Below are 21,972 nucleotides of genomic sequence, written 5' to 3'. Positions count from 1 at the left end.
CTCTCTAGCCTTCCTTCTCGATCGTAGTCAAGCAATCGCGTAGGATTGAACCATACTCGTATTTACCTGGACAAACGAAGGTACATAATGCTAAATCTTCTTCATCAAGCTCTAGCGCACCTAACGAAATTGCACCATCAAGATCACGTGCGATTAAATCACGTAATAATAGTGTAGGTAGGATGTCTAAAGGCATAACACGCTCATAGCTACCAATTGGAACCATGGCACGCTTCGAACCACCTGTTGAAGTCGTCATGTTAAATAGACGGCTTGGTGTTAGGTGAGATAAGAAGGTACGTGTTACTGAGAACTTATTAGCACCTGGTGCAATCCAACCGAATAGCTCTTTTTCGCGACCTTCAAGTAATACAGATACTTGAACATGGTAACGACCTAAGAACGCATGTGGACCTTGAGAAATAGCACCTGACAACACTGAACCAGAAATTACACGGTTATCACCGTCTTCTAATTCGCCAGCAACTAAATCATCTAAAGATGCGCCAAGCTGAGTTCTAACTAAGCGTGGGTTTTTAACACGAGGACCGGCAAGAGAAACAACACGGTCTGTGAAGATTTCACCAGTCAGGAACAAATTACCAAACGCAATTACGTCTTGGTAACCTAAGTGCCAAACCTGCTTGCTAGCAGAAACTGGGTCTAAGTGATGAATATGTGTACCAACAAGGCCAGCCGGATGTTTGCCACCAAACTCATGTACTTCTACTTGAGGGATTGATGAACTAGGCACTTGGCTACCAGCTTGTTTACAAACAAATACTTTGCCGTCAGTTAAACGAGATACCACAGCTAAACCAGCTTCAAATGCTTGAGTGTTTTCAGCAATGATCACTGCAGGATCTGCAGCTAGCGGGTTAGTGTCGATAGCCGTTACAAAGATAGAGCTTGGATTTGCATCCAAAGCAGCTACTTTGCTAAATGGGCGAGCACGTAGTGCTGTCCATTGACCTGACTGAACCAGTACTTCTTTCACTTTTTCACGGTCTAAGCTCGAAAGCTCATCGGCCTTGAAAGAGTCAAAGGTGATTTGCTCACTGCCATTAACTTCAATAACAACAGATTGCAGCACACGTTTAGCACCACGATTAATTTCTTTTACTACCCCAGAAGCTGGTGCAGTAAATAAGACGCCTGGGTTCTTTTTGTCTTCAAAAAGTACCTGGCCTTTTTTGACTTGGTCATCCACGCGAACATGCATGGTTGGACGCATACCAATATATTCTTCACCTAGCACAGCTACACGTTTGACGGCAGAACCATCATGAATAACTTGCTGAGGTGCGCCCTCTATCGGTAAATCCAGACCTTTTTTTATGTTGATCATACGCACTTGCATTACATTAACGGAAAGAAACTGAAAAATCGTACCAACCACGTCGCCTTTTGATATGCTCAGGTTAAATTCTAAATATCAAAGAATAGCCTGTTTAACACCCCAAACAAGCAACGCAGTAAACTCCTCACATATATTACCCGAATTTTAACATCAATCAGGGTGACTATGCGAGAGCAAATATGAAATTTATACGACAGATGTGATTATTTAGACTACAAAAACCATTTGAATAAAATTCAATATAGACCAAAGTGCTATTGATGCAGATTTATTTTCATCCACAAACATAAAAAGTCGCTTAAAAAAGCGACTTTTCAAAATAAAGTTTGTTTATCGATTAATCGATAAGCTGCGAAATCGCAACATCAGGATTCACATCTTGATCGTAATCTACACTGTCGATACCAAAACCGAATAAACGTAAAAATTCGTTGTGGTAACCCACGTAATCCGTTAATTCGTCAATAGTATCTGTATCTACAGTATCCCAAACATGTTGTACACGAGCTTGAACATCATCTTCTAACTCTTTGTAGTTTTGGAATAAGTGACCACCGTCATCAAAACGTGGCGTCTCACCGTAAAGGTTTTCTGTAAATAACGCGTGAATTTGCTCTATTGTGCCTTCATATGTACCGTCTGCTTTCATTACTTTGAATAAAGCAGAAATATATAAAGGCATAATTGGAATTGCCGAGCTTGCTTGTGTTACAACCGCATTTAATGAAGACACATACGCTTCACCATTTAAGTCTTTCGTAGACTCTTTGATTGCTTGCGTTGCACGGTCAAGATCTTCTTTGGCTTTACCGATTGTCGCATGACCGTAAATTGGCCAGGTTAATTCTTTACCAATATATGTGTAGGCAGTCGTTTTGAAGTTATCAGCAAGAACATCCGCTTCTTTTAATGCGTCAATCCACATTTCCCAATCTTCACCGCCCATAACTTTAATTGTATTGTCGATGTCTTCTTGGCTTGCTGCCTCAACCGTTACTTCATCAATCACACGCTTTGAAGTGTTTAGATTCTTCGTTGTGATATCAGAACCAATTGGCTTAAGCGTTGACGAGTAAGTTTCGCCCGTATTTGGATCAGTACGACGAGGAGACGCAAGGCTGTAGATAACTAAATCAATTTTACCTAGATCAGCTTTGATAGTATCAATTGCTTTTTGCTTAATTTCGTTAGAAAAAGCATCGCCATTGATATTCTTAGACCACAAACCTGCTTCTTCAGCTGCCGCTTGAAATGCTGCAGTATTATACCAACCTGCAGAGCCCGTTTTACGCTCACTACCTTCTTTTTCAAAGAAAATACCTAACGTTTTCGCACCGCCACCAAACGCAGCAGTAATACGAGAGGCTAGGCCGTACCCAGTAGACGCACCAATAACGAGTACATTCTTCGGTGCGTTGCTCAGTGGTCCTTGCGCTTTCACATAGTTAATTTGTTCTTGTACATGCTCAGCACAGCCTACCGGGTGTGCGTTAGTGCAAATAAATCCACGAATTTTAGGCTTAATGACCATTGATCATCCTATATCTATCACAATAAAAATTAGCGCTAGTTTAAAGGCTAATAGTTAAAATACAGGTCTGATCAGTATAAAACTGTTCAGACCCACTGAAATCTTTCTGGGGTAAGCACCCATTTAGAGTGACTGTCCACTTAACTTTGGGTGACTGTCCTGCTAATTTAATCGAACTTTGAGCCGCCTAAGCATTTAGGTGATTCAGGTGCCTGTCCTTGTTGTTCACTAAACTCTTCAGGAGTAAATGTGTGGATCGCTAATGCATGAATGTGGTTTGCTAATTCATCTTTTAATAGCTCATTAATTTGACGATGTCGGGCAAGTAAGCGTTTACCTGCAAACTCTTCACTCACAACCACCACTTTAAAATGCGATTCGGTTCCACGGCTATGCATATGGCTTTCATCGACAACATTCAGGTGTTTACATTCGATACCCGCAGCGAGCTTTTCCTCAATTTGTTGTTGCATTGACATGTGTCATAGACCTTTAATTGCAAAATAATTGGCCGTTACTATATCAAGGGCGTGGCTCATTTTACCAATAATTTTATCGTATTGAGCGAAAGGTAAGATTAATTCGAGGATGTTTTAACCTTTGTTGTTTGGGCAAGCAATGCTGGTAATCACGCTGACTATGGCCATTCATAATTAAGCAGCTACCACTTTGTAAAATAAGATCGTGTTGCTCATTATTATGTTTATGCTTTATTTTGAATTTCCGCTCAGCCCCCAGAGATATTGATGCAATAGTCGGCTGCTGGCCGAGCTCTTTTTCATCATCGCTGTGCCAGCCCATACAATCTTGACCATCACGGTATAAATTTACCAATAATGCATTAAAAGGTATCTGCAATTGCGCTGTTAAACGTTTACGCATGGCATCAAGCACCGCTGGCCAAGGTTCAACAATTAGCTGTGACCCTGAATAGCCATAATTAACATTCGGATCAGCAATAAAGCACTGCAAACGGGGGATCACATGACTTTTTCCATAAACTTTAATAGAAGGCTGCTGCCAATTAAGATGCTGCTGTAGGTAATAAAATAAATCGAGACTTTTTTGCGCACTTAAAGCCTTCGCTTGATAAGAAAACCCCTCAGGTAAATGATTAGGGTTGGCGTTTGGCTGTTGCATGTTAGAATTTACCTATACTTAAATACTTATCGTAAAATCATGATGACCACCCAAGCACAGCTCGGTGATAACACCTATACCCTAGAACGTTTTCCTTTAGATCAAAAAAATCGCAGTCTTCAAGCCTGGGATTCTGGTGATGAATACCTTGTCAATTATGTACAAGAACATCACCCTGACGCAAATTCAGTGCTCATTTTGAATGACAGCTTTGGCGCACTTGCTTGCGCATTCAATTCATTAACAGTTTATTCAGTTAACGATTCGTATATTGGTCATCAAGCAACACGTTACAATTTAAAAGCCAATGAGTTAACAATTGATTCAGTTAAGCAGCTTCATTCATTACAAGCTTTACCAAGCCAGGTTGATTTAGTGATCTTAAAAGTGCCCCGTAATTTAGGCTATTTACAGCATCAGCTTGCAGCTATTAGCGCAGCTCTCCCAAAAGACATTGCAGTTATTGCTGCAGGTAAGACCAAAGATATCCATAATTCAACAATTAAAGCCTTTAATCAGTATATTGGTGATACCTCAACCAGCTTAGCAGTTAAAAAGTCTCGCTTAGTAATCAGTAAAACCAGTGGCTTTGATAAAAAAGCCCCCTTCCCTGTAAGTTGGCCACTTGAAGGCAGTGAATTTGAAATTCAAAACCATGCGAATGTATTTTCTAGAGATTCGTTAGACATTGGCGCACGTTTTTTCTTTAACTATTTACCACAAACTAGCAAAGCTCGTCGTATTATTGATTTAGGCTGTGGCAACGGCGTAGTTGGCTTGATGACTTTAAAACGCTGCCCTAAAGCCCATGTCACTTTTGTTGACGAATCGTATATGGCCGTTGAATCAGCAAAACTAAATGTTACCCACAATCTACCTGAACAACTTGAGCAATGTGAGTTTATACAAAACGATTGCTTAACCGATTTTGAACCTGACAGTGCTGATCTTGTTTTATGTAACCCACCGTTTCACCAAGCACAAGCTGTGACTGATCACATCGCTTGGCAAATGTTTAAACAAGCCAAACATACTCTTAAACAAGGTGGTGAATTAAGGATTATCGGTAATCGCCACCTCGACTACCATGAAAAACTAAAGCGCATGTTCGGCAATTGCAAACTATTAGGTTCTAACAAAAAGTTTGTCGTACTTAGTGCAACTAAAAATCATTGATGGAGCAATCTAGATGAGAAAGTTACTTTCTTTATGTGCATTATTAGCGCTTGCTGGGTGTAGTAATCAGCCTAATCAACTAATTTTAAACCCTGTTTATCAAAGTGGTAAAATCACCCATATAGATAGCAGCGTAAGTACCAGTGTTATTGATTTAAGAGGTGATAATGTCACTCTAAAAATCATTGAATCCGGTAAAGTGAAGACTTTAGCCAGCCCAGGAATAGCAGATTCGCTCAAGAGTACCCTCGATAGCGCATTGAGTAGAAATGGAGCCAATATTTCTAACCTTGCAACAACTCGCTTTGAAGTTGACATTCATAAACTACAAGCCGTCGTAACTGAAAAACTGATGACACACACAAGTGTTGCCAGTATTGAGTTAGGTGTCCGTGTGATTAGAAATAACAGCAACTTTAGTAAAGTGTATCGAGGTGGTGCTAATTTAGAAGGGCCTTTAAGTCATGACCGTGCGAAAATTGAAAGTCAGCTTAATAAGTTGACTGAACAAATAATTACCCGCATTGTATCTGACCCAGAATTAATCGCTTATTTAGAGGGGTAACTATGAAGCGCATTCTCTTACTCAGTTTTATTTTATTATTTGCTCACAGTTCATTTGCAGCAACTGAAGGTAAGTTTATTCAAAAAGACAATATGTTTCCACGTGTTGAAATTGTCACGACACTTGGCAGCATCGTGGTTGAAATGGACCGCTCTCGTGCGCCGATTACCGTGAATAACTTTTTAACCTACGTTGCTGATGGCAGTTACCAAGGCAGTGTTTTTCACCGTGTAGAACGCGACGACGATAACGAACGCGATTTTGTGATCCAAGGCGGGGGTTATGACAAAGACTACGATGGCTTGCACGAATACGACCCTATTTTTAACGAAAGTGGTAATGGCTTAAAAAATGATATGTACAGTATCGCTATGGCGTACCAAGACCGTAAGCCGCACTCAGGCACTCGCCAATTCTTTTTTAACATGGACGACAATGACCATTTAAACCCGGGCCGCGATTGGGGCTTTGCCGTTTTTGGTATGGTTATGGATGGCTATGAAACACTTGATAAAATTATGCGTACAGAAACCGCATACAACGAAAAAATTGGTTACAGCTTTGTACCAAAAACACCTATCGTAATTTTAAACGTTAAAGTGCTTGACGCTAATCAATAATAATTAGGGGCTTCTTAGCCCCATCAATTGGCAATACTATGACAAACCCTCTTTCAATTTCAGAGTACTTTTCATATTTCAAAGACAAACGTTTAATCAACATTTTTATCTTTGGTATCAGCAGTGGCTTTCCATGGGTGTTGATTGGCTCTGTTTTGTCTGCATGGTTAAAAGATGAGGGCCTAAGCCGAAGTATGATCGGCTTATTTGGTATAGTTTTCGGTGCTTACAGTATTAACTTTTTCTGGTCTCCATTAGTTGACCGCGTCAAGTTACCATTCTTATTCAATTGGCTTGGTCAGCGCCGCAGCTGGATTTTATTGTGCCAGTCAGTCATTTTTATTGGCACCTTTGCACTAGCAGGTTTAGATATTAAAGCTAACCTCTGGTTTGCAGCGGCAATTTGTTTAGTCATTGCTATTGCATCTGCGACCCAAGATATTGCTATTGATGCATTTCGTATTGATACCTTAGCCGAGAATGAAAGCCATAAAGCTACCGCTGCAGCAGCGATGGCAACATCAGGTTGGTGGAGTGGCTATGCTTTACTTGGTGCCTTGCCTTTTTATTTAGCTGACATTCCATCAATTGACTGGCCTGAAGTTTATTTTTTCTTATCTGTTGTCATGTTATTACTGATGAGCAGTGTTTTTTGGGCAAAAGAGCCTGATTCTAACCGCGAACTTGTGCAAGCTGAACTTGAACGCACTTACCAACAAAAGTTAGCTGGTGCCAAACAAAGCAAACTGACAAAAATAATCGCATGGCTTGCTGTAACTGTTATTGATCCATTCAAAACCTTCTTTGCGCGTAATGGTGTTAAAACAGCACTCGCATTATTAGCCTTTATCTTCTTATTTAAAATTGGTGAAGCCTTTTTAGGACGAATGTCTATTGTGTTCTATAAAGAAGTAGGCTTTTCGAATAGTGACATTGCCACCTTCTCGAAAGTGGGCACTGCAGTGCTTACCATCGCTTTCACATTCTTAGGGAGTCTATTTAATCAACGCTATGGCATTGTAAAGGGCTTGTTTATTAGTGGTATTGCGATGGCTGCTTCAAACTTAGCTTTTGCTTGGATTGCTATTGCGGGCCCTAAATTGAGTCTGTATGCCTTTGCCATTATCGTTGATGGCTTTACCCAAGCATGGTCTCTCGTTGCTATGGTGGCATTTATATCTATGCTCTGCGACAGAGCATTTAGTGCAACGCACTACGCGCTTCTTGCCTCATTAGGTAATTTAGGTAGAACTTTGCTTTCAAGTTACAGCGGCGTTGTAATTGATGATTGGTTAGATGGTAACTGGGCCATGTTTTTTGTGCTAACAGCACTTATGGTTATTCCATCATTGGTATTTTTGTTCTTAATTCGCCATAAGCTTTATGCGTTAGAAAACAACTACCACAAAAACAATTAACAAAATAAAAACGTATGTAAATAAAGTGTAGTTATTACAATAGCGGGGCTTAAATAGTGCATCCATGCACTATTCATACTATATGCTAGAAGTTAAAAACTTCTGGGTAGTCAACAATTATGCGTCTTTTAATAAGTTAAGACCTTCGTATGGGTCAACTTCTAGCGCATCACAATAACGCATAAACTCAATAACATCTAAACGACGCTCTTGGTTTTCAATTTTACCAATAAAAGAGTGAGGCGTACCTAACACTTGTGCAAGACTGCGCATTGTGTGACCTTTCTCATGGCGCTTCGTCTTAAGCCATTTCGTTAATTTTGAGTTTTCTTCAGAAGAAACTGTTTTACCCATCATAAAATACATCTCCTACTAGATGATTTAAATTAAAAATTTAGAGTGAAATTTTGCCCGTCTCACTCCTGAACACATTATATACTAATAACTTATGCTTTGGATGAATAATTATACAAATGTCCTTCTTTTAGGAATGGACCGCATAGTTAAACAAACTTAATTGTAGCTAAAATTAAAGCATGTGCTCTATTGCCAGTTGTTAACTGTACCAAAAAATTAATCAATTGAAACCTTATCACACTTAAATTATCGCTTTATAAACTGTAAATTTATGCTTAAAGTGTATGTAAATACTGAAAAAGGTTAAGAAATGTTTCGTATATTATTTTTGTTGCCAATTGTACTCTGTGTAGCGTGGTACCTGTTTCTTAGACACAATCGTGTACCAATTAAGCAGGGGAAAAAAGGATTTGTATATATATTGATCGCCTCTGTATTTGTTTTGGGCTTCTTTTTACTGATGATTAAAGTGACTCAACACTAGAGTCACTTATTATTAATCAAGGCGCAACGAAGTTACCTAAACGAGCTAACGATTTCGTTTTCTTAGCACTAATAAGCAAGGAGAACTGTGTCGTATGGTCTCGAATACCAATCTGCCAATTACTGCAATAACCTATTGCAGCAACGACGTTTACTGACTGAACCACAACACAATCCCTTTATATAGATGCATGCCTAGAACCTCAAAATGAACCTATTCCTTTTATAAGTTCTTACTCAACAACCAAGCTTTCAAACTCAGCCCTTAACTTTGGCAATGCGATCTGAACAGGTTGATTGATGTGTATTTTCAGCTAGCTGCTGATTACTTGGTATTACCCGAAAGCAACTAAATTACCGTTACGATAAAACTGCTAACAACTAAGGTTTCTATTCTTTTGTTATTCTTAAACTCAGAAGCTAAAACTTACTTCTGCTGATGCGTGAGTGCATTAATGAAGGGATTAAGAGAGTATGAACAATAAAAAAGCCACATCAAGTGGCTTTTTCAAAAAATTTTTAAACGCTAAAGCTAGCTCCGCAACCACAAGTTGTTGTTGCGTTAGGGTTGTTAACGAAGAAACGTGCGCCCTCTAACCCTTCAGTATAATCTACCGTACCATCGACTAAGTATTGAATACTCATCGGGTCGACCACTAAGGTAACACCGTTTTTTTCAATCTCTAAATCGCCAGGGTTGGCTTTTTCATCAAAAGTAAAACCGTACTGAAACCCAGAACAACCACCACCTGTTACATAAACACGTAGCTTTAGATCCGGATTCTCTTCTTCTTCGATTAACTGTTTAACACGAACAGCTGCTGCATCGCTGAACTTAATTGGCAACTCATCAGACATACCGAGACCCTCAAAACCTATAATGTGGCGATTATCTAATACCCGAGTGTTTTAATCAAGTATCTCAAGGGAGCAATATCCGTACTTAATAACAGCACGGGTAGGCTATACACTTTAAACTCATCATCTTAGATAATAGGATTGCCCGCGTTTTAGCTAAAAAGACCAATAAAAATACAAAAAGGTTGTAATTTAGGCGTATAATTACTGAACGATCAATGATGATATTGTTTTATGCGAACCTATTTGTTGCCACTCATCCTATTAATGCTGGGTATGTCGGGTAGTGTCACTGCTGCTGATAATGAAACATGGAAAATTACATCTTTAGAAGTTCCTCCCTATGCCAGCAGTGAAATGGCAAATGGCGGTAATGCGATTGCTTCATTGAGAAACACACTTACAAAACAAGGAATTGAGCTTAATGTTGAATACTTACCATGGCAAGATGCAATCGAAAAGGCCGAACAACCGGGGTATCTAGGTTACTACCCAGCTTGGCTCTCGGAAATAAAACCAGGCTTTATCGCTTCGCCTACTATTTTTAACTCACAACTTGCGGTGTTAACAAATCAACAGAATGAACAAGCATTTGATAATTTAGAAAAGCTCTTTAGTGATAATAAAGTGGCTGTAGTCGACTCTTATGTCTATCCTGGATATATTGAGAACATAATTCAAGCTTATGATGACAGCATCATTCGAGTCGCCACCGATGAGCAGTTATTCATCTTATTAACGACTAATCAGGTTAAGTTTGTCATTTCTGCTCCTGAGATTTTAGGTTATTTTGCTATTGAAAAGGGGTTACCTCAACCGAAAATAGTCAGACAATTTACAGATTTCCCACTCGTTATTGGTATTAAAAACACACTAGAGAATCAAAGCAAACTGGCTCAACTACAGAGCTTATTTGATGACAATTCACAATCGACAACACACTATATAAAACCCAAAAAGTTATTATTTACCTATATAGATATCCCTCATATAGCGCCATTCAAACAGTTTATGGAAACTGTTTATGATGAATTAAATATCAAAACTCAACTTCAAGCCGTGCCCTCACGCAGAGGTGTACTATTGCTTAATGCAGGGATAGTCGATGGGGATATAGTTCGTTCAAAAAGCAACCTAAGTAAGTTCGATGATATTATCGTCGTTGAACCAAGCTTAGGTACCGTAAATATTGTCTTAATATGTCGTAAATCTGAAACATGTAACCGTACTAACTTAGACGATAAAAACATTAGTATTATGAGCTCGATGGGAGACCTTGAATTGCTCAAGGAGTTTAATATTCAAGCGCGTGTAATTCTAAATGAAGATTTAAACCATATATTAAGAATGCTAAAGAAAGGCCGAGTTGACAATGTGTTCTACCCTGCACTTGAAATTGATATTCATAACTTGCGAAAAGAATTTGAAGTTGTTGTACTAAGACAAATGACAGTCAATACTGTTGTACATAAAAAACATGCTGGGCTCGTCCCCGAACTATCTAATGCAATTAAAGCACATTTACCTTCTCTAACGGATCAGCTGAATAGTAACCGTACCGATAACCTTCATTGAGTAAATTACTTATTAATTTCAAAATCACAAGGACTTAGTGAATTTGATTTGCTAAACTGCGGCTCAAAAGTGCTGTGAGGAAATATGCATGTGGCTTGAAAGACTAAGACGTCGTTTAGCAAAGCCTAAAACATCTGTGCAGTTGTGCTTACTTGGTGTAAGTGCAGGGTTAATTGCGGCAGTTTTAATCATTCTTTTTCGCCTCACTATCATGTTTTTCCAGAGTTTATTTCTTGAGAAGCCTGATGACTTCTCAACACTACCCACTCTTGAACGAGTTCTTCTTCCGGTCAGTGCCGCCTTATTAATTGCTCTATTTGCAGCTCTAACTGGCTTTAAGCATTATCGCCTTGGCATTCCATTTGTAATACACCGCATTAAAAAACACTATGGTCATATGCCGCTCTACAACACGGTGAACCAATTTGTCGGTGGTGCATTAGCCCTGATAAGTGGTTTTTCGGTAGGTCGAGAAGGCCCTTCGGTACATATGGGTGCAACGGGCGCCAGTTTACTGGCCGATAAATTACACCTTCCACACAATGCAATGCGTACCCTAACAGGGTGTGGTGTTGCAGCCGGTATCGCCGCCTCATTTAACACCCCGCTTGCAGCCGTTATTTTCGTAATGGAGGTGGTGCTTAGAGAATATAAAGTGCATATTTTCGTGCCCATCATGCTCGCTGCGGTAACCGGCGCATTAGCGACTCAATTTGTATTTGGTGACGCTTCTGAGCTTGCACTTATTACTATGAATCCATTGAGTGGTTGGCATTACCCATTTTTAATCATCTTTGGTATGGCACTTGGTGCTGTTGCTTATGCATTTAACCAAAACTTGATGCTTATAATCCGCACCTTTAAACCGTTAAGCATGTTCCCTCGCCTACTACTGGCAGGTTTAATCGCAGGCTTAATTGCTTATATGGTTCCCCATGCAATGGGCTCAGGTATGAGTGCAATCACTATTGCCATTGAGTCACCAGATGATGTGCAGTTTTTAACTACCATCTTGATTGCCAAATTGCTCGCCACCTTATTTGCTATTGGCTTGGGTATTCCTGGCGGGATCATCGGTCCTGTAATTGGGCTTGGGGTATTAATGGGCACTTTAATGGCTTTTTTTGCTCAGTTTATTAGCCCGGGAGTTGATATTACAGGTACCTACAGCATGCTTGGCATGGCAGGATTATTGGCAGCTACATTACACGCACCACTTGCAGCACTCACTACGGTTATGGAGTTAACCTCAAGTCCAGAGATTATTGTGCCAGCCATGCTTGTGATCTCAACGGCTTATGTCACGGCACTGCAGTTTTTTGGTAACCGCTCTATTTTTATGCAGCAACTTGATTTCCAAGGGCTTGAGTATCAAATATCGCCAGCTACCGAAGCGTTACAAAAAGTCGGAGTAATGGCTGAAATGGATGAACAATTCAAGTTACTTTACAGTGATGACAAACAGCAAATCAAAGAATCGCTTGATGCCCTTGATAGCCAAACGCCGCTTATTGTGCATGATGAAGAAAACGGCTATCGTCTTGCTGAATATGATTTAAGTCTAATGTCTGATCAAAATAGTAATATCAAATACGTCAACCTTACTGGGCTAAGTAGCCAAGCAACGTTAGCCGATGCCTTTGATTTACTGAAAGATAAACGCAGCGGTGCGGTGTATATATACAACCTACTTGATAACCAACAAATTATGGGTCTTTTGCGTTGGGATCAAATCAGGCATATCCTTACCATACGCAACAGTTTGTTATAACAATTAAAATGGATACTTAAATGACTGCGCTATTAGTTTATAAAACGTTTCATGTGTTCTTTATGATCGCTTGGTTTGCCGGTATTTTTTACCTGCCTCGGCTATTCGTTTACCACGCAATGAGTGAAGAAAAAGCCTGTAACTCAATGCTAAAAGTAATGGAGCGACGTTTACTTTATTTCGTTACGCCCTTTGCCGTATTAACACTCGTGTTTGGCGTATTAACGATTTTTGAATATGGTCGTGATTGGTTTAGATACAGCATGTGGCTGCACTACAAACTGGTATTAGTGATTATTCTTTATATTTATCATGGCTACTGCTTTAAATTACTGGCTGATTTTAAGCATGATCGCAATAAACGTAGCGATCGCTTTTACCGTATTTTTAATGAAGTTCCGGTACTCATCCTTTTAGCTATAGTGGCACTGGCAATTATTAAACCTAACTTATAATTTGCTGCTGTGTACGCTAAAAATTTGCTATAGTACTGCGCAAATTTATGCGGCCTCCCATACCGAGTGCCAGCGCCCTATAAATGTGATTAGGAACAAACCCCATGCTAAGTTTCCAAGGTGAAAATATCCTGTCGGTCAATCAGCTTGATCGAGATTGTATTGAACGTATTTTTGCAGTTGCTAAGAAAATGGAGCCTTATGCTAAAAAGCAAAAGCGCACCAATGTTTTAGAGGGCGCAATTTTAGCGAACTTGTTCTTTGAACCAAGCACGCGTACTCGCGTAAGCTTTGGTACCGCATTTAACTTACTAGGTGGCTTAGTCCGCGAAACAACAGGCATGCAAAGCTCTGCGCTAGCAAAAGGTGAATCGTTATATGACACCGCTCGTGTTATCTCTGCGTATGCAGATGCAGTCGCAATGCGCCACCCTGATGCAGGCTCCGTTGCTGAGTTTGCCACTGGGTGTGATGTACCAGTAATCAATGGCGGTGACGGCCCGAATGAGCACCCAACTCAAGCCCTACTTGACTTACTAACGATTGAACGTGAACTTGGCCGTTTCAACCAAAGTATCGACGGTATGCACATTGCCCTAGTGGGTGATTTAAAATACGGCCGTACTGTGCACTCTTTATCTAAGTTACTGTGTCATTATAAAGACGTTAAGTTCTCTATGGTGGCACCTGATGGCTTACAAATGCCAGACTACATTTTAGATGCTGTTGATAACGCCGGTCATAAAATTCAACTAGTAGATAAAATGGAAGGCAACTTGGCGGCTGATATTGTATATCAAACCCGCATTCAAGAAGAGCGCTTCCCTTCACAAGAAGAAGCGAACAAATACCGTGGTGGTTTTCGTATCAGCCAAGCAATTTACAATGCACACTGTAAGCCAAACTCAGTACTGATGCACCCACTGCCTCGTGACAGCCGTTTAGAAGCAAACGAGCTTGATAACGATTTAAATAGCAACGACAACCTAGCAATTTTCCGCCAAGTTCAAAATGGCGTGTTAATCCGCATGGCGTTGTTTGCTCTAACCTTAGATGTTGCCGACAAAGTTGAGCAATATGAAGTCGACGTGCCTTGGTTTAGCCGTAAACGTAATAGTTAACTCGCTTCGTTTTGGGCTCTCTGAGCCCTTATAAACCAACTCATTTAACGTGACAACCCAATAGGACTATTCATGACAATTAGCCAAGATCTTTTTAATCGCGCGCAAGAATCAATCCCAGGCGGTGTAAACTCACCAGTTCGTGCCTTCAATGGCGTTGGCGGTACTCCTTTATTCATCACTAAAGCAGAAGGTCCTTTTACCTTTGATGCTGATGGTAACCGTTATATCGATTACGTTGGTTCATGGGGACCAATGATCATGGGTCATAACCACCCTGCTATTAAACAAGCGGTATTAGAAGCCGTTGAAAATGGCTTAAGCTATGGTGCACCAACCGAAACTGAAATCTTAATGGCCGAGAAAGTAAAAGAGCTGGTACCATCAATCGAAAAAGTACGTATGGTAAGCTCAGGTACTGAAGCAACCATGAGTGCGATTCGTTTAGCGCGTGGCTTCACTGGCCGTGACAAAATCTTAAAGTTTGAAGGCTGTTACCACGGTCATGCAGACTCACTACTAGTAAAAGCAGGCTCAGGCGCGCTGACTATGGGCGTTCCTAACTCACCAGGCATTCCTGAAGACTTCGCAAAGCACACATTAACGGTGTCGTTTAACAACCTTGATGAAGTAAAAGCAATTTTCGCAAAATACGCTGACGAAATCGCTTGTATCATCGTTGAGCCAGTTGCTGGCAACATGAACTGTATTCCACCTGTACCAGGCTTCTTAGAAGGTTTACGTGAGGTGTGTGATAAATACAAATCTGTGCTTATTTTTGATGAAGTAATGACAGGTTTCCGTGTTGCTTTAGGTGGCGCACAAGCTTACTACAATATCAAACCAGACCTTACTTGCTTAGGTAAAGTAATAGGCGGCGGTATGCCAGTGGGTGCATTTGGTGGTAAGAAAGAAATCATGGATTACATCGCACCTGTCGGCCCTGTTTATCAAGCGGGTACATTATCAGGTAACCCAATTGCCATGGCAGCAGGCTTAAAATCGCTTGAGTTATTATGCACTGAAGGTCTACACGATGAACTAGAAGCTAAAAGCAAAGCAATTTGTGAAGGCTTTGAAGCCGCTGCGAAAAAAGCAGGCATTGCACTTACAACAAACTACGCAGGTGGAATGTACGGCTTCTTCTTTACTGATAAAGAAAAAGTAACTAGCTATCAACAAGCGACTGAGTGTGATTTAGAGCGTTTTAAAAAGTTCTTCCACTTAATGCTTGAAGAAGGCGTTTACCTAGCTCCTTCTGCTTTCGAAGCTGGCTTTGTGTGTGCTGAACACTCAGAAAAAGAAATCAACGATACTATTGCAGCCGCAGAGCGCGCATTCGCGAAGCTTTAAACCGAAAATAATATAGGTCACTTTTAATCGGTGGCCTATACTTCCAAACGTTCCCCCCTCAGAAAATAATAGATAAGATTATTTTCGAAAATTAAAAACCAAAAATATTATAATTAAAACATCATTTATACAAACCAAATGATTTTTTCCTGCATTTATATTTTAAAATGTAACGAAAACGACATAAAATTCCCAACAAACTGTTTTATAAGAATTAAAAACAGAATTAAAATTTACTTAACGCAATTACATCAAATTACATCTGTGTATTTTTTGTATAAATAAGCAAAAAATATCAACTTTAGATCGTTCCAAGGCGTTTTTTTGTAAGTTTATCGTATTTGTAATATAAAAAATTGATCTGTATGTCCCCGATGTGTTACCAATTTGTTTCACGCTTTATTTAATGGTTAAAGTTCCGAATAAATAAAAAACAAAGCGTGATAGTTATTAACAAACAATAACAAATCAAAAATCTAAAATTTCACAGGGAAAGCTCAATGAAAAACAACTTTTCAAAAACATTTAAGCGTTCATTCACAGCTGCAGCTGTTGCTATGACCTTAAGTGCAGCAATGCCTGCTATGGCTGACAATGTTAATGGTGCAATCAAAGGTAACATCATTACTCAGTCTGGCGTTTCTTTAGCTGGTGCAACAATCACCATTACCGATAAGTCAAAAGGTTATGAAAAAACTCTCATTGCAGATGCAAATGGCCAGTTTAATCTTAACCAAGTACCTGTTGGTAAATATAATGTAACAGTGTCACAGGCTGGTTTTGAAAAAGCACAGATCAACGATGTAATTATCGGTGTTGGTAAAACTGCACTACTCGAGATTCCATTGGTTGAAGGTAATATAGAACGTATTGCAGTTGTTGGTGGCGCAGTTCGTGCTGTTGACGTTTCGGTTACGGAATCATCATTGAACATTAGTTCAGAAGAACTTGAATTATTACCGGTTGCTCGTTCATTAACATCAGTTGCTTTACTAGCCCCTGGTGCAACTGAAGGTGATAGTCGCTTTGGTGATCAAGCATCATTCGGTGGCTCATCTGTCGCAGAAAACGCATATTACGTAAATGGTCTTAATATGACTAACTTCCGTAACGGTTTAGGTGGCGCAACCATTCCATTCTCAGCATATGATAGCTTCCAAATTAAGACTGGTGGTTATTCGTCTGAGTTTGGTCGAACAACTGGTGGCCTAATCTCTGCAGTAACAAAATCAGGTACGAATGACTTTCACTTTGGTGTTGAGTCAATTTACTCTCCTGATTCATTAAGAGAACAAGCACCAAATTCAGTTTACTTACAAAATGATCGTTGTGAGGCTGCTGATGGTCACTGTATTGGTGATTTATTTGTTAACAACCAAGATGACTATGTAAACTCATTTGAAACAAATATTTATGCTTCAGGTGCACTAATTGAAGATACGCTTTTCTTCTACGGAATTTATACATTCCGTGATATCGAAGAAGAGTACGGTAACGCTTCTCAAACCTCTCTAACAAAAGAAAAAGATGATGACCCTTACTATCTAGCGCGTATTGACTGGAACATCAATGATGATCATCAATTAATGCTTTGGGGTTTTAGCGATGAACGCACATACTCAGAAAGCACAATCGAAGATCCTAATGGCGTTGGCAACTACACAGTAGATGGCGGTACAGCTTATCACAAACGCGGTGGTGAAAGTTTTGCAGTACGTTATACAGGTAACCTGACTGATGACTTAAGCATGTCTGCTATGTATGGTGAAGTTAAATTCTCAGAAACTGATTATTCTGACTTTGATGACTGCCCTACTGGCTATGACGCAGACTTAGGTGTTGATACTACCTGTTATGTAAACTTCACTGTAGGCGCCAATGAAGATAAGCGCGAGCAATTGCGCGTTGACTTTGATTGGTACTTAAATGATGAGCATACATTAAGATTTGGTTATGACTCAGAAACCAATACATCAGATGCAACTACGATTAACTCTGGTGGTATTTACTACTACTACAGAACATACGAAGAAGGTGCTCGCCTTCCAAACGGTTATATTCTTCCAGAAGAAATGAAAACAACTCGTGTACGTAACTATAAGAATGGTGGTGCATTTGAAGTTGAAAACTGGGCGATTTATATCGAAGATCAATGGGCTGTTACAGATAACTTAACGTTAACTTTAGGTCTACGTAATGACAGTTTCACAAACTACAATGCTGATGGTGATGAATTTGTATCTATTGATAACCAAATTGCGCCAAGATTAGGTGCATCTTGGGATATCAATGGTGACGGTGACAGTAAATTATTTATTACCGCAGGTCGATATTACTTACCTGTTGCTGCAAATACGAACATTCGCCTTGCAGGTGCCGAAACTTATATCCACACTTGGTATGAGTATGAGGGTCTTAATGCTGACGGTACTCCTGTAGGTTTGAGCAATCAATTAGGTGATATCGCTATTTCAAATGGTGGTGACGGTACTGCAAAACCTTCAAACACCCTAGCAGATAAAGACCTTGAGCCTATGTATAATGATGAAATCATTGTAGGTTATCAAGCAGCGATTAATGATGATTGGTCTTGGAGCATCAAAGGTACATACCGCACACTGGGTAATCAAATTGATGATGGCTCATACATCTTTAGAGATGAAGATGGTGAAAAAATTGGTGAAAACTGGTTCTTATTCAACCCAGGTAATGGCGCAACATTTAATTTTGACTTAGATGGTGACGGTGTAACTGAAGAGTATAGCTTCACAGCTGAAGAGCTAGGTTATCCTGAAGCTAAACGTCGTTACGCTGCCGTTGACCTTTCAATTGAGAAAAGTTGGGATGAGGTTTGGTCTTTAAAAGCACTATACACTTGGTCACATAACTACGGTAACACAGAAGGTTTTGTTAAATCTGATAATGGTCAAGATGATGCTGGTTTAACACAAGACTGGGATTACCCTTATCTTATGGATGGTGCTAACGGTAACTTACCAGCAGACCGTCGTCACAATATTAAAGTTTACGGTGCATACGCAGTTACTGAAAACTTCTTAGTAGGCGCAAATCTAAATGTTGCTTCTGGTCGTCCTTGGACAGCATTAGGTGCGGGCTATACACCAAACCCAGACTTATATGATTATGGCGATACTTATTATGTTGGTGATAAACGCTACCCTCGCGGCAGCATGGGAACAACTCCCTGGACAGCGCGATTAGATCTTAACTTTACGTACAACCTGCATTTTAATGACCAAAAAGTACGCTTCGCATTAGATATTTTCAATGTATTTGATGCAGCTACAGCAACTCGTTATGACGAAGTTGCTGAAATAGCGGCTGGTGATGACAGTGCAACATTTGGTTTAGCGGAAAGTTATCAATCTCCTCGTCGAGTCCAACTATCTGCTTCTTATGACTTTTAATTTCGATTAAATTAGTAAGATAAGCAACGATTCTAAAAGCCTCATTATGAGGCTTTTATTTTTTAATATTTACAACTAGTAGTGCTGCAATAATTAATCGATATTTATCTGAAGTAAATCAAGCAACCTTATAAAATACAAGTGAAAGCATGAGGAAGGAGCAAGACTTCAAAATAAAATCATACTAATGGTAGGTTAATAGCTTTCACAGCATCAATGTCTGATTTAGGCATACAAGAATAACTAATTATTCTACAAGTCATCCAATAAAGTACTGCAATTCAAACTCTATAAACGTCAGTTCGCTTGCCAGAAACACTGAAGGAAGTGCATTCATGGCAATCTACAACATACAAAATTTAGCTCAATTATACATTGAGCTAAATAGTTTCAGGGCCAAGTTTAACGCTGACAATTAGGCCTTGGCTCAAACTCGCTGGCACGAATTGGAAGCTGTACAACCTTGCCGCATCCAGGAGGCGCTTGCAGGCCGGTTTCTTCGTTAATAAAGGCCCAACGAATAGAAGCTGGGCGTGTATCAGCTATAGCTTCAGGATTGAGTGGTTTAAGGTAGCGAATATAGGCTTCTAGTGCACCAACACTGCCAGTTAAACCAGTGCTCTTGTTATCGTCGCGACCAATCCATGCAACAGTAACTGTGTTTTGGTCAAAACCTGCAAACCAACTATCGCGTAAGTCATTACTAGTGCCTGTTTTACCAGCAAGCTGAATTGATGGAAAGTGGGCATTTAAACGCTTTGCTGTACCGTCTTTGGTCACTCGTTTCATTGCATATTTGGTCATGTAGATTGATGCATCGTCAAAGCGTTTTTGTGAGGTGACATCATGTTTATAAAGCACTTTACCTACTGAGTCTGTCAGTGCTGAAATAGACGTTAACTCGCGGTACTGACCATCTGCAGCAAGCGTTGTATAAAGCTGCGCGACTTCAAAGCTAGAAAGCTCAAGTGCACCTAAAAGTAATGATGGATATTGATCAATACGCCCTTCTACACCTAAACGCTTCAAGGTATCAGCCACTTTATCTACACCAACATCAAGACCCGTGTTAACCGCAGGAATATTTATACTGTTACTAAATGCTTTGTATAGTGGCATAGGTCCGCGGAACTGCTTATCGAAGTTCTCTGGTTGCCATACTTTGCCCTGTTCGTTAGTCACTTGCAGCGGTGAGTCATCCACTAAAGTGGCAACATTAAACTGACCACTTTCAAATGCCGTTAAATAAACTGCTGGCTTAACTAATGAGCCAATATTACGTTTGGTATCTAGTACACGGTTAAAGCCAAAATAACGTACGTCACGGCCTGCAACTAGCGCCGACACTCCACCTTTTTCAACATTAACAGAGATCATCGCTGCCTCAAGCTCTTCTGTTTTAGGGCGTCTTTCAAGATACGGCAAGCTTGCTTCGATCGACTCTTCCATAGCCGTTTGCTTTTGTAAGTCAAAATAGGTAAAGACACGTACTCCGGCATCTAACACTTGCTGATCAGGTAGTAGGCGCTTTAATTCTCGGTTAACTAATTCTAAGTAACCCGGATACGACTTTTGCAGGCTGTCTTTCATTGGTGCAATATCAATAGGACGCTTTAATGCCGCGCGATATTCACGTGTATCAATAAGCTTGTTTTCAACCATTAATCGCAGCACTAAATCACGGCGCTCCATTGCGCGCTCACTATAACGGCGCGGATTGTAATACGATGGCCCTTTTACCATAGCAACTAACAACGCAATTTGGTCGTATTCAAGTTCATCCACAGGTTTTGAGAAATAAAACTCAGCGGCTAGGCCCATACCATGAACACCTTGATTGTAAGACTGACCTAAATACACTTCATTGAGGTAGGCCTCTAAAATTTCATCTTTGCTGTAGCGGTAATCTAGAATTAAGGCAATTAGCGCCTCATTAAATTTACGTACCAAAGAGCGCTCACGAGTTAAGTAGATATTTTTTGCTAACTGCTGAGTTAAAGTACTGCCGCCCTGTACGGTACGCCCTGCTTTGATATTGCTATACAAAGCACGCATAATTGACCACACCGATACGCCGTGATGGTCATAGAAATTACGGTCTTCAACCACCAGCAAGGTGTCTTTTAGCATTGGCGGAAATTTATCAAGCGGTACAAACTCACGATCTTGCTTTGAGTCATTGCCGATACGTGCAATTTGTACTGGCTCTAACCGTGCGCTATTCAAACGGCGACCAAATTTATCTTTAATTGTTGCTAACTTTTGTCCCGAAAAACGCAGCTCAATAACATGTGCATCTTCAAGGCCGTCATAAAATTCAAATTCACGGCGATACACTTTAATGCTGTTAGCAGATTTAACATACTGACCTGTTCGGCTGAGTTTATTTACTGAAGAGTAATTTAAGCGGTTTAACTCCCAAATAACTTCTTGCTGGGATAAATATTGTCCAGGATAAAAACTCATTGCACGCGCATAGACTTGGGCTGGTAACTGCCACTTATTCCCCTCAAATTGGCGGGTAATTTTGGCATCAAGGTAAATAAGGTACAGTGCCATAGCAATGACAACTGCTAAAGAAAGCTTCCAAAATATTGACCAAAGCTTTCTTAGTATCCCCGCTTTAGTAGCATTTTTAGGTGAATTTTTACGCTTAGAAGAAGAGCGTGAAGATGCCGCTTTAGTTTTTGATGACGACTTTTTTGCAGGTGTTTTTTTATCAGCCATTGAGTTCGCTATTGATCAGTTAATTTTACAGGAC

Annotated in this window: 17 protein-coding genes; 10 read left to right on the top strand and 7 right to left on the bottom strand. The window is 40.0% G+C overall.

What is annotated here, in order from left to right; all coding sequences use genetic code 11:
* Positions 1-4: 4 nt before the first annotated feature.
* From AAEU31_RS00220 to AAEU31_RS00205, 4 genes are all read right to left on the bottom strand, one after another.
* Complete coding sequence (locus tag AAEU31_RS00220) at positions 5-1,348, bottom strand: Na(+)-translocating NADH-quinone reductase subunit A (protein WP_135923737.1); 1,344 nt, start codon at positions 1,346-1,348, stop codon at positions 5-7.
* 349 nt (positions 1,349-1,697) lie between these two features.
* Positions 1,698-2,891 carry an enoyl-ACP reductase FabV gene (fabV, locus tag AAEU31_RS00215; RefSeq protein WP_421966109.1) on the bottom strand — a complete coding sequence of 398 codons (1,194 nt, stop codon included), beginning with the start codon at positions 2,889-2,891 and terminating at the stop codon, positions 1,698-1,700.
* A 167-nt stretch (positions 2,892-3,058) separates the two neighbouring features.
* The gene (locus AAEU31_RS00210) at positions 3,059-3,370 is read right to left on the bottom strand and encodes a BolA family protein (protein WP_421966108.1); all 312 of its coding nucleotides are present in this window, start codon (positions 3,368-3,370) and stop codon (positions 3,059-3,061) included.
* A 73-nt stretch (positions 3,371-3,443) separates the two neighbouring features.
* Positions 3,444-4,031, bottom strand: a complete 588-nt coding sequence (locus tag AAEU31_RS00205; RefSeq protein ID WP_421966107.1) for an alpha-ketoglutarate-dependent dioxygenase AlkB family protein — start codon at positions 4,029-4,031, stop codon at positions 3,444-3,446.
* Positions 4,032-4,073: 42 nt separating this feature from the next.
* Here AAEU31_RS00205 and AAEU31_RS00200 point away from each other — a divergent pair, with 42 nt between their 5' ends.
* From AAEU31_RS00200 to AAEU31_RS00185, 4 genes are read left to right on the top strand one after another with little or no spacing between them, the layout of a single operon-like run.
* Complete coding sequence (locus AAEU31_RS00200) at positions 4,074-5,207, top strand: methyltransferase (RefSeq protein ID WP_138557321.1); 1,134 nt, start codon at positions 4,074-4,076, stop codon at positions 5,205-5,207.
* Between the two features lie 13 nt (positions 5,208-5,220).
* Positions 5,221-5,772: a YajG family lipoprotein gene (locus AAEU31_RS00195; protein WP_421966106.1), complete on the top strand. Its 552-nt coding sequence runs from the start codon at positions 5,221-5,223 to the stop codon at positions 5,770-5,772.
* Between the two features lie 2 nt (positions 5,773-5,774).
* Entirely contained in the window at positions 5,775-6,392 is a 618-nt protein-coding gene (locus AAEU31_RS00190; RefSeq protein WP_135923732.1) for a peptidylprolyl isomerase, read from the top strand.
* A 38-nt stretch (positions 6,393-6,430) separates the two neighbouring features.
* On the top strand, positions 6,431-7,810 hold the full coding sequence (locus AAEU31_RS00185; protein ID WP_421966105.1) for an AmpG family muropeptide MFS transporter: 1,380 nt from the start codon (positions 6,431-6,433) through the stop codon (positions 7,808-7,810).
* A gap of 117 nt (positions 7,811-7,927) precedes the next feature.
* Here the strand turns inward: AAEU31_RS00185 and AAEU31_RS00180 are convergent, their stop codons facing one another.
* Together AAEU31_RS00180 and erpA are read right to left on the bottom strand one after the other, a co-directional pair.
* Positions 7,928-8,167, bottom strand: coding sequence for a helix-turn-helix domain-containing protein (locus AAEU31_RS00180; RefSeq protein WP_054562310.1), 240 nt, complete (start codon positions 8,165-8,167; stop codon positions 7,928-7,930).
* A 1,002-nt stretch (positions 8,168-9,169) separates the two neighbouring features.
* Positions 9,170-9,508: an iron-sulfur cluster insertion protein ErpA gene (gene erpA / locus AAEU31_RS00175; protein ID WP_135923730.1), complete on the bottom strand. Its 339-nt coding sequence runs from the start codon at positions 9,506-9,508 to the stop codon at positions 9,170-9,172.
* 234 nt (positions 9,509-9,742) lie between these two features.
* Between erpA and AAEU31_RS00170 the strand changes: the two genes are divergently transcribed.
* The 6 genes from AAEU31_RS00170 (at position 9,743) to AAEU31_RS00145 (ending at position 19,211) form a co-directional block, all read left to right on the top strand.
* Positions 9,743-11,083 carry a transporter substrate-binding domain-containing protein gene (locus AAEU31_RS00170; RefSeq protein WP_421966104.1) on the top strand — a complete coding sequence of 447 codons (1,341 nt, stop codon included), beginning with the start codon at positions 9,743-9,745 and terminating at the stop codon, positions 11,081-11,083.
* 88 nt (positions 11,084-11,171) lie between these two features.
* Positions 11,172-12,854, top strand: coding sequence for a chloride channel protein (locus tag AAEU31_RS00165; RefSeq protein WP_235383911.1), 1,683 nt, complete (start codon positions 11,172-11,174; stop codon positions 12,852-12,854).
* 20 nt (positions 12,855-12,874) lie between these two features.
* Positions 12,875-13,309 (top strand): CopD family protein, encoded by a 435-nt coding sequence (locus tag AAEU31_RS00160; protein ID WP_135923727.1) that lies wholly within the window; start codon positions 12,875-12,877, stop codon positions 13,307-13,309.
* 104 nt (positions 13,310-13,413) lie between these two features.
* A complete protein-coding gene (locus AAEU31_RS00155; protein ID WP_138557276.1) occupies positions 13,414-14,430 on the top strand; it encodes an aspartate carbamoyltransferase in 1,017 nt (338 codons plus the stop codon).
* A gap of 72 nt (positions 14,431-14,502) precedes the next feature.
* Entirely contained in the window at positions 14,503-15,783 is a 1,281-nt protein-coding gene (gene hemL / locus AAEU31_RS00150; protein WP_421966103.1) for a glutamate-1-semialdehyde 2,1-aminomutase, read from the top strand.
* 500 nt (positions 15,784-16,283) lie between these two features.
* Positions 16,284-19,211 (top strand): TonB-dependent receptor, encoded by a 2,928-nt coding sequence (locus AAEU31_RS00145; RefSeq protein ID WP_421966102.1) that lies wholly within the window; start codon positions 16,284-16,286, stop codon positions 19,209-19,211.
* Between the two features lie 402 nt (positions 19,212-19,613).
* Here the strand turns inward: AAEU31_RS00145 and mrcB are convergent, their stop codons facing one another.
* Positions 19,614-21,938: a penicillin-binding protein 1B gene (gene mrcB / locus AAEU31_RS00140; RefSeq protein WP_421966101.1), complete on the bottom strand. Its 2,325-nt coding sequence runs from the start codon at positions 21,936-21,938 to the stop codon at positions 19,614-19,616.
* Between the last annotated feature and the right edge of the window lie 34 nt (positions 21,939-21,972).

It is taken from the genome of Pseudoalteromonas thalassia, assembly GCF_049257215.1.
GTDB lineage: Bacteria > Pseudomonadota > Gammaproteobacteria > Enterobacterales > Alteromonadaceae > Pseudoalteromonas > Pseudoalteromonas lipolytica_C.
This window is presented reverse-complemented; position numbering and strand designations above follow the sequence as displayed.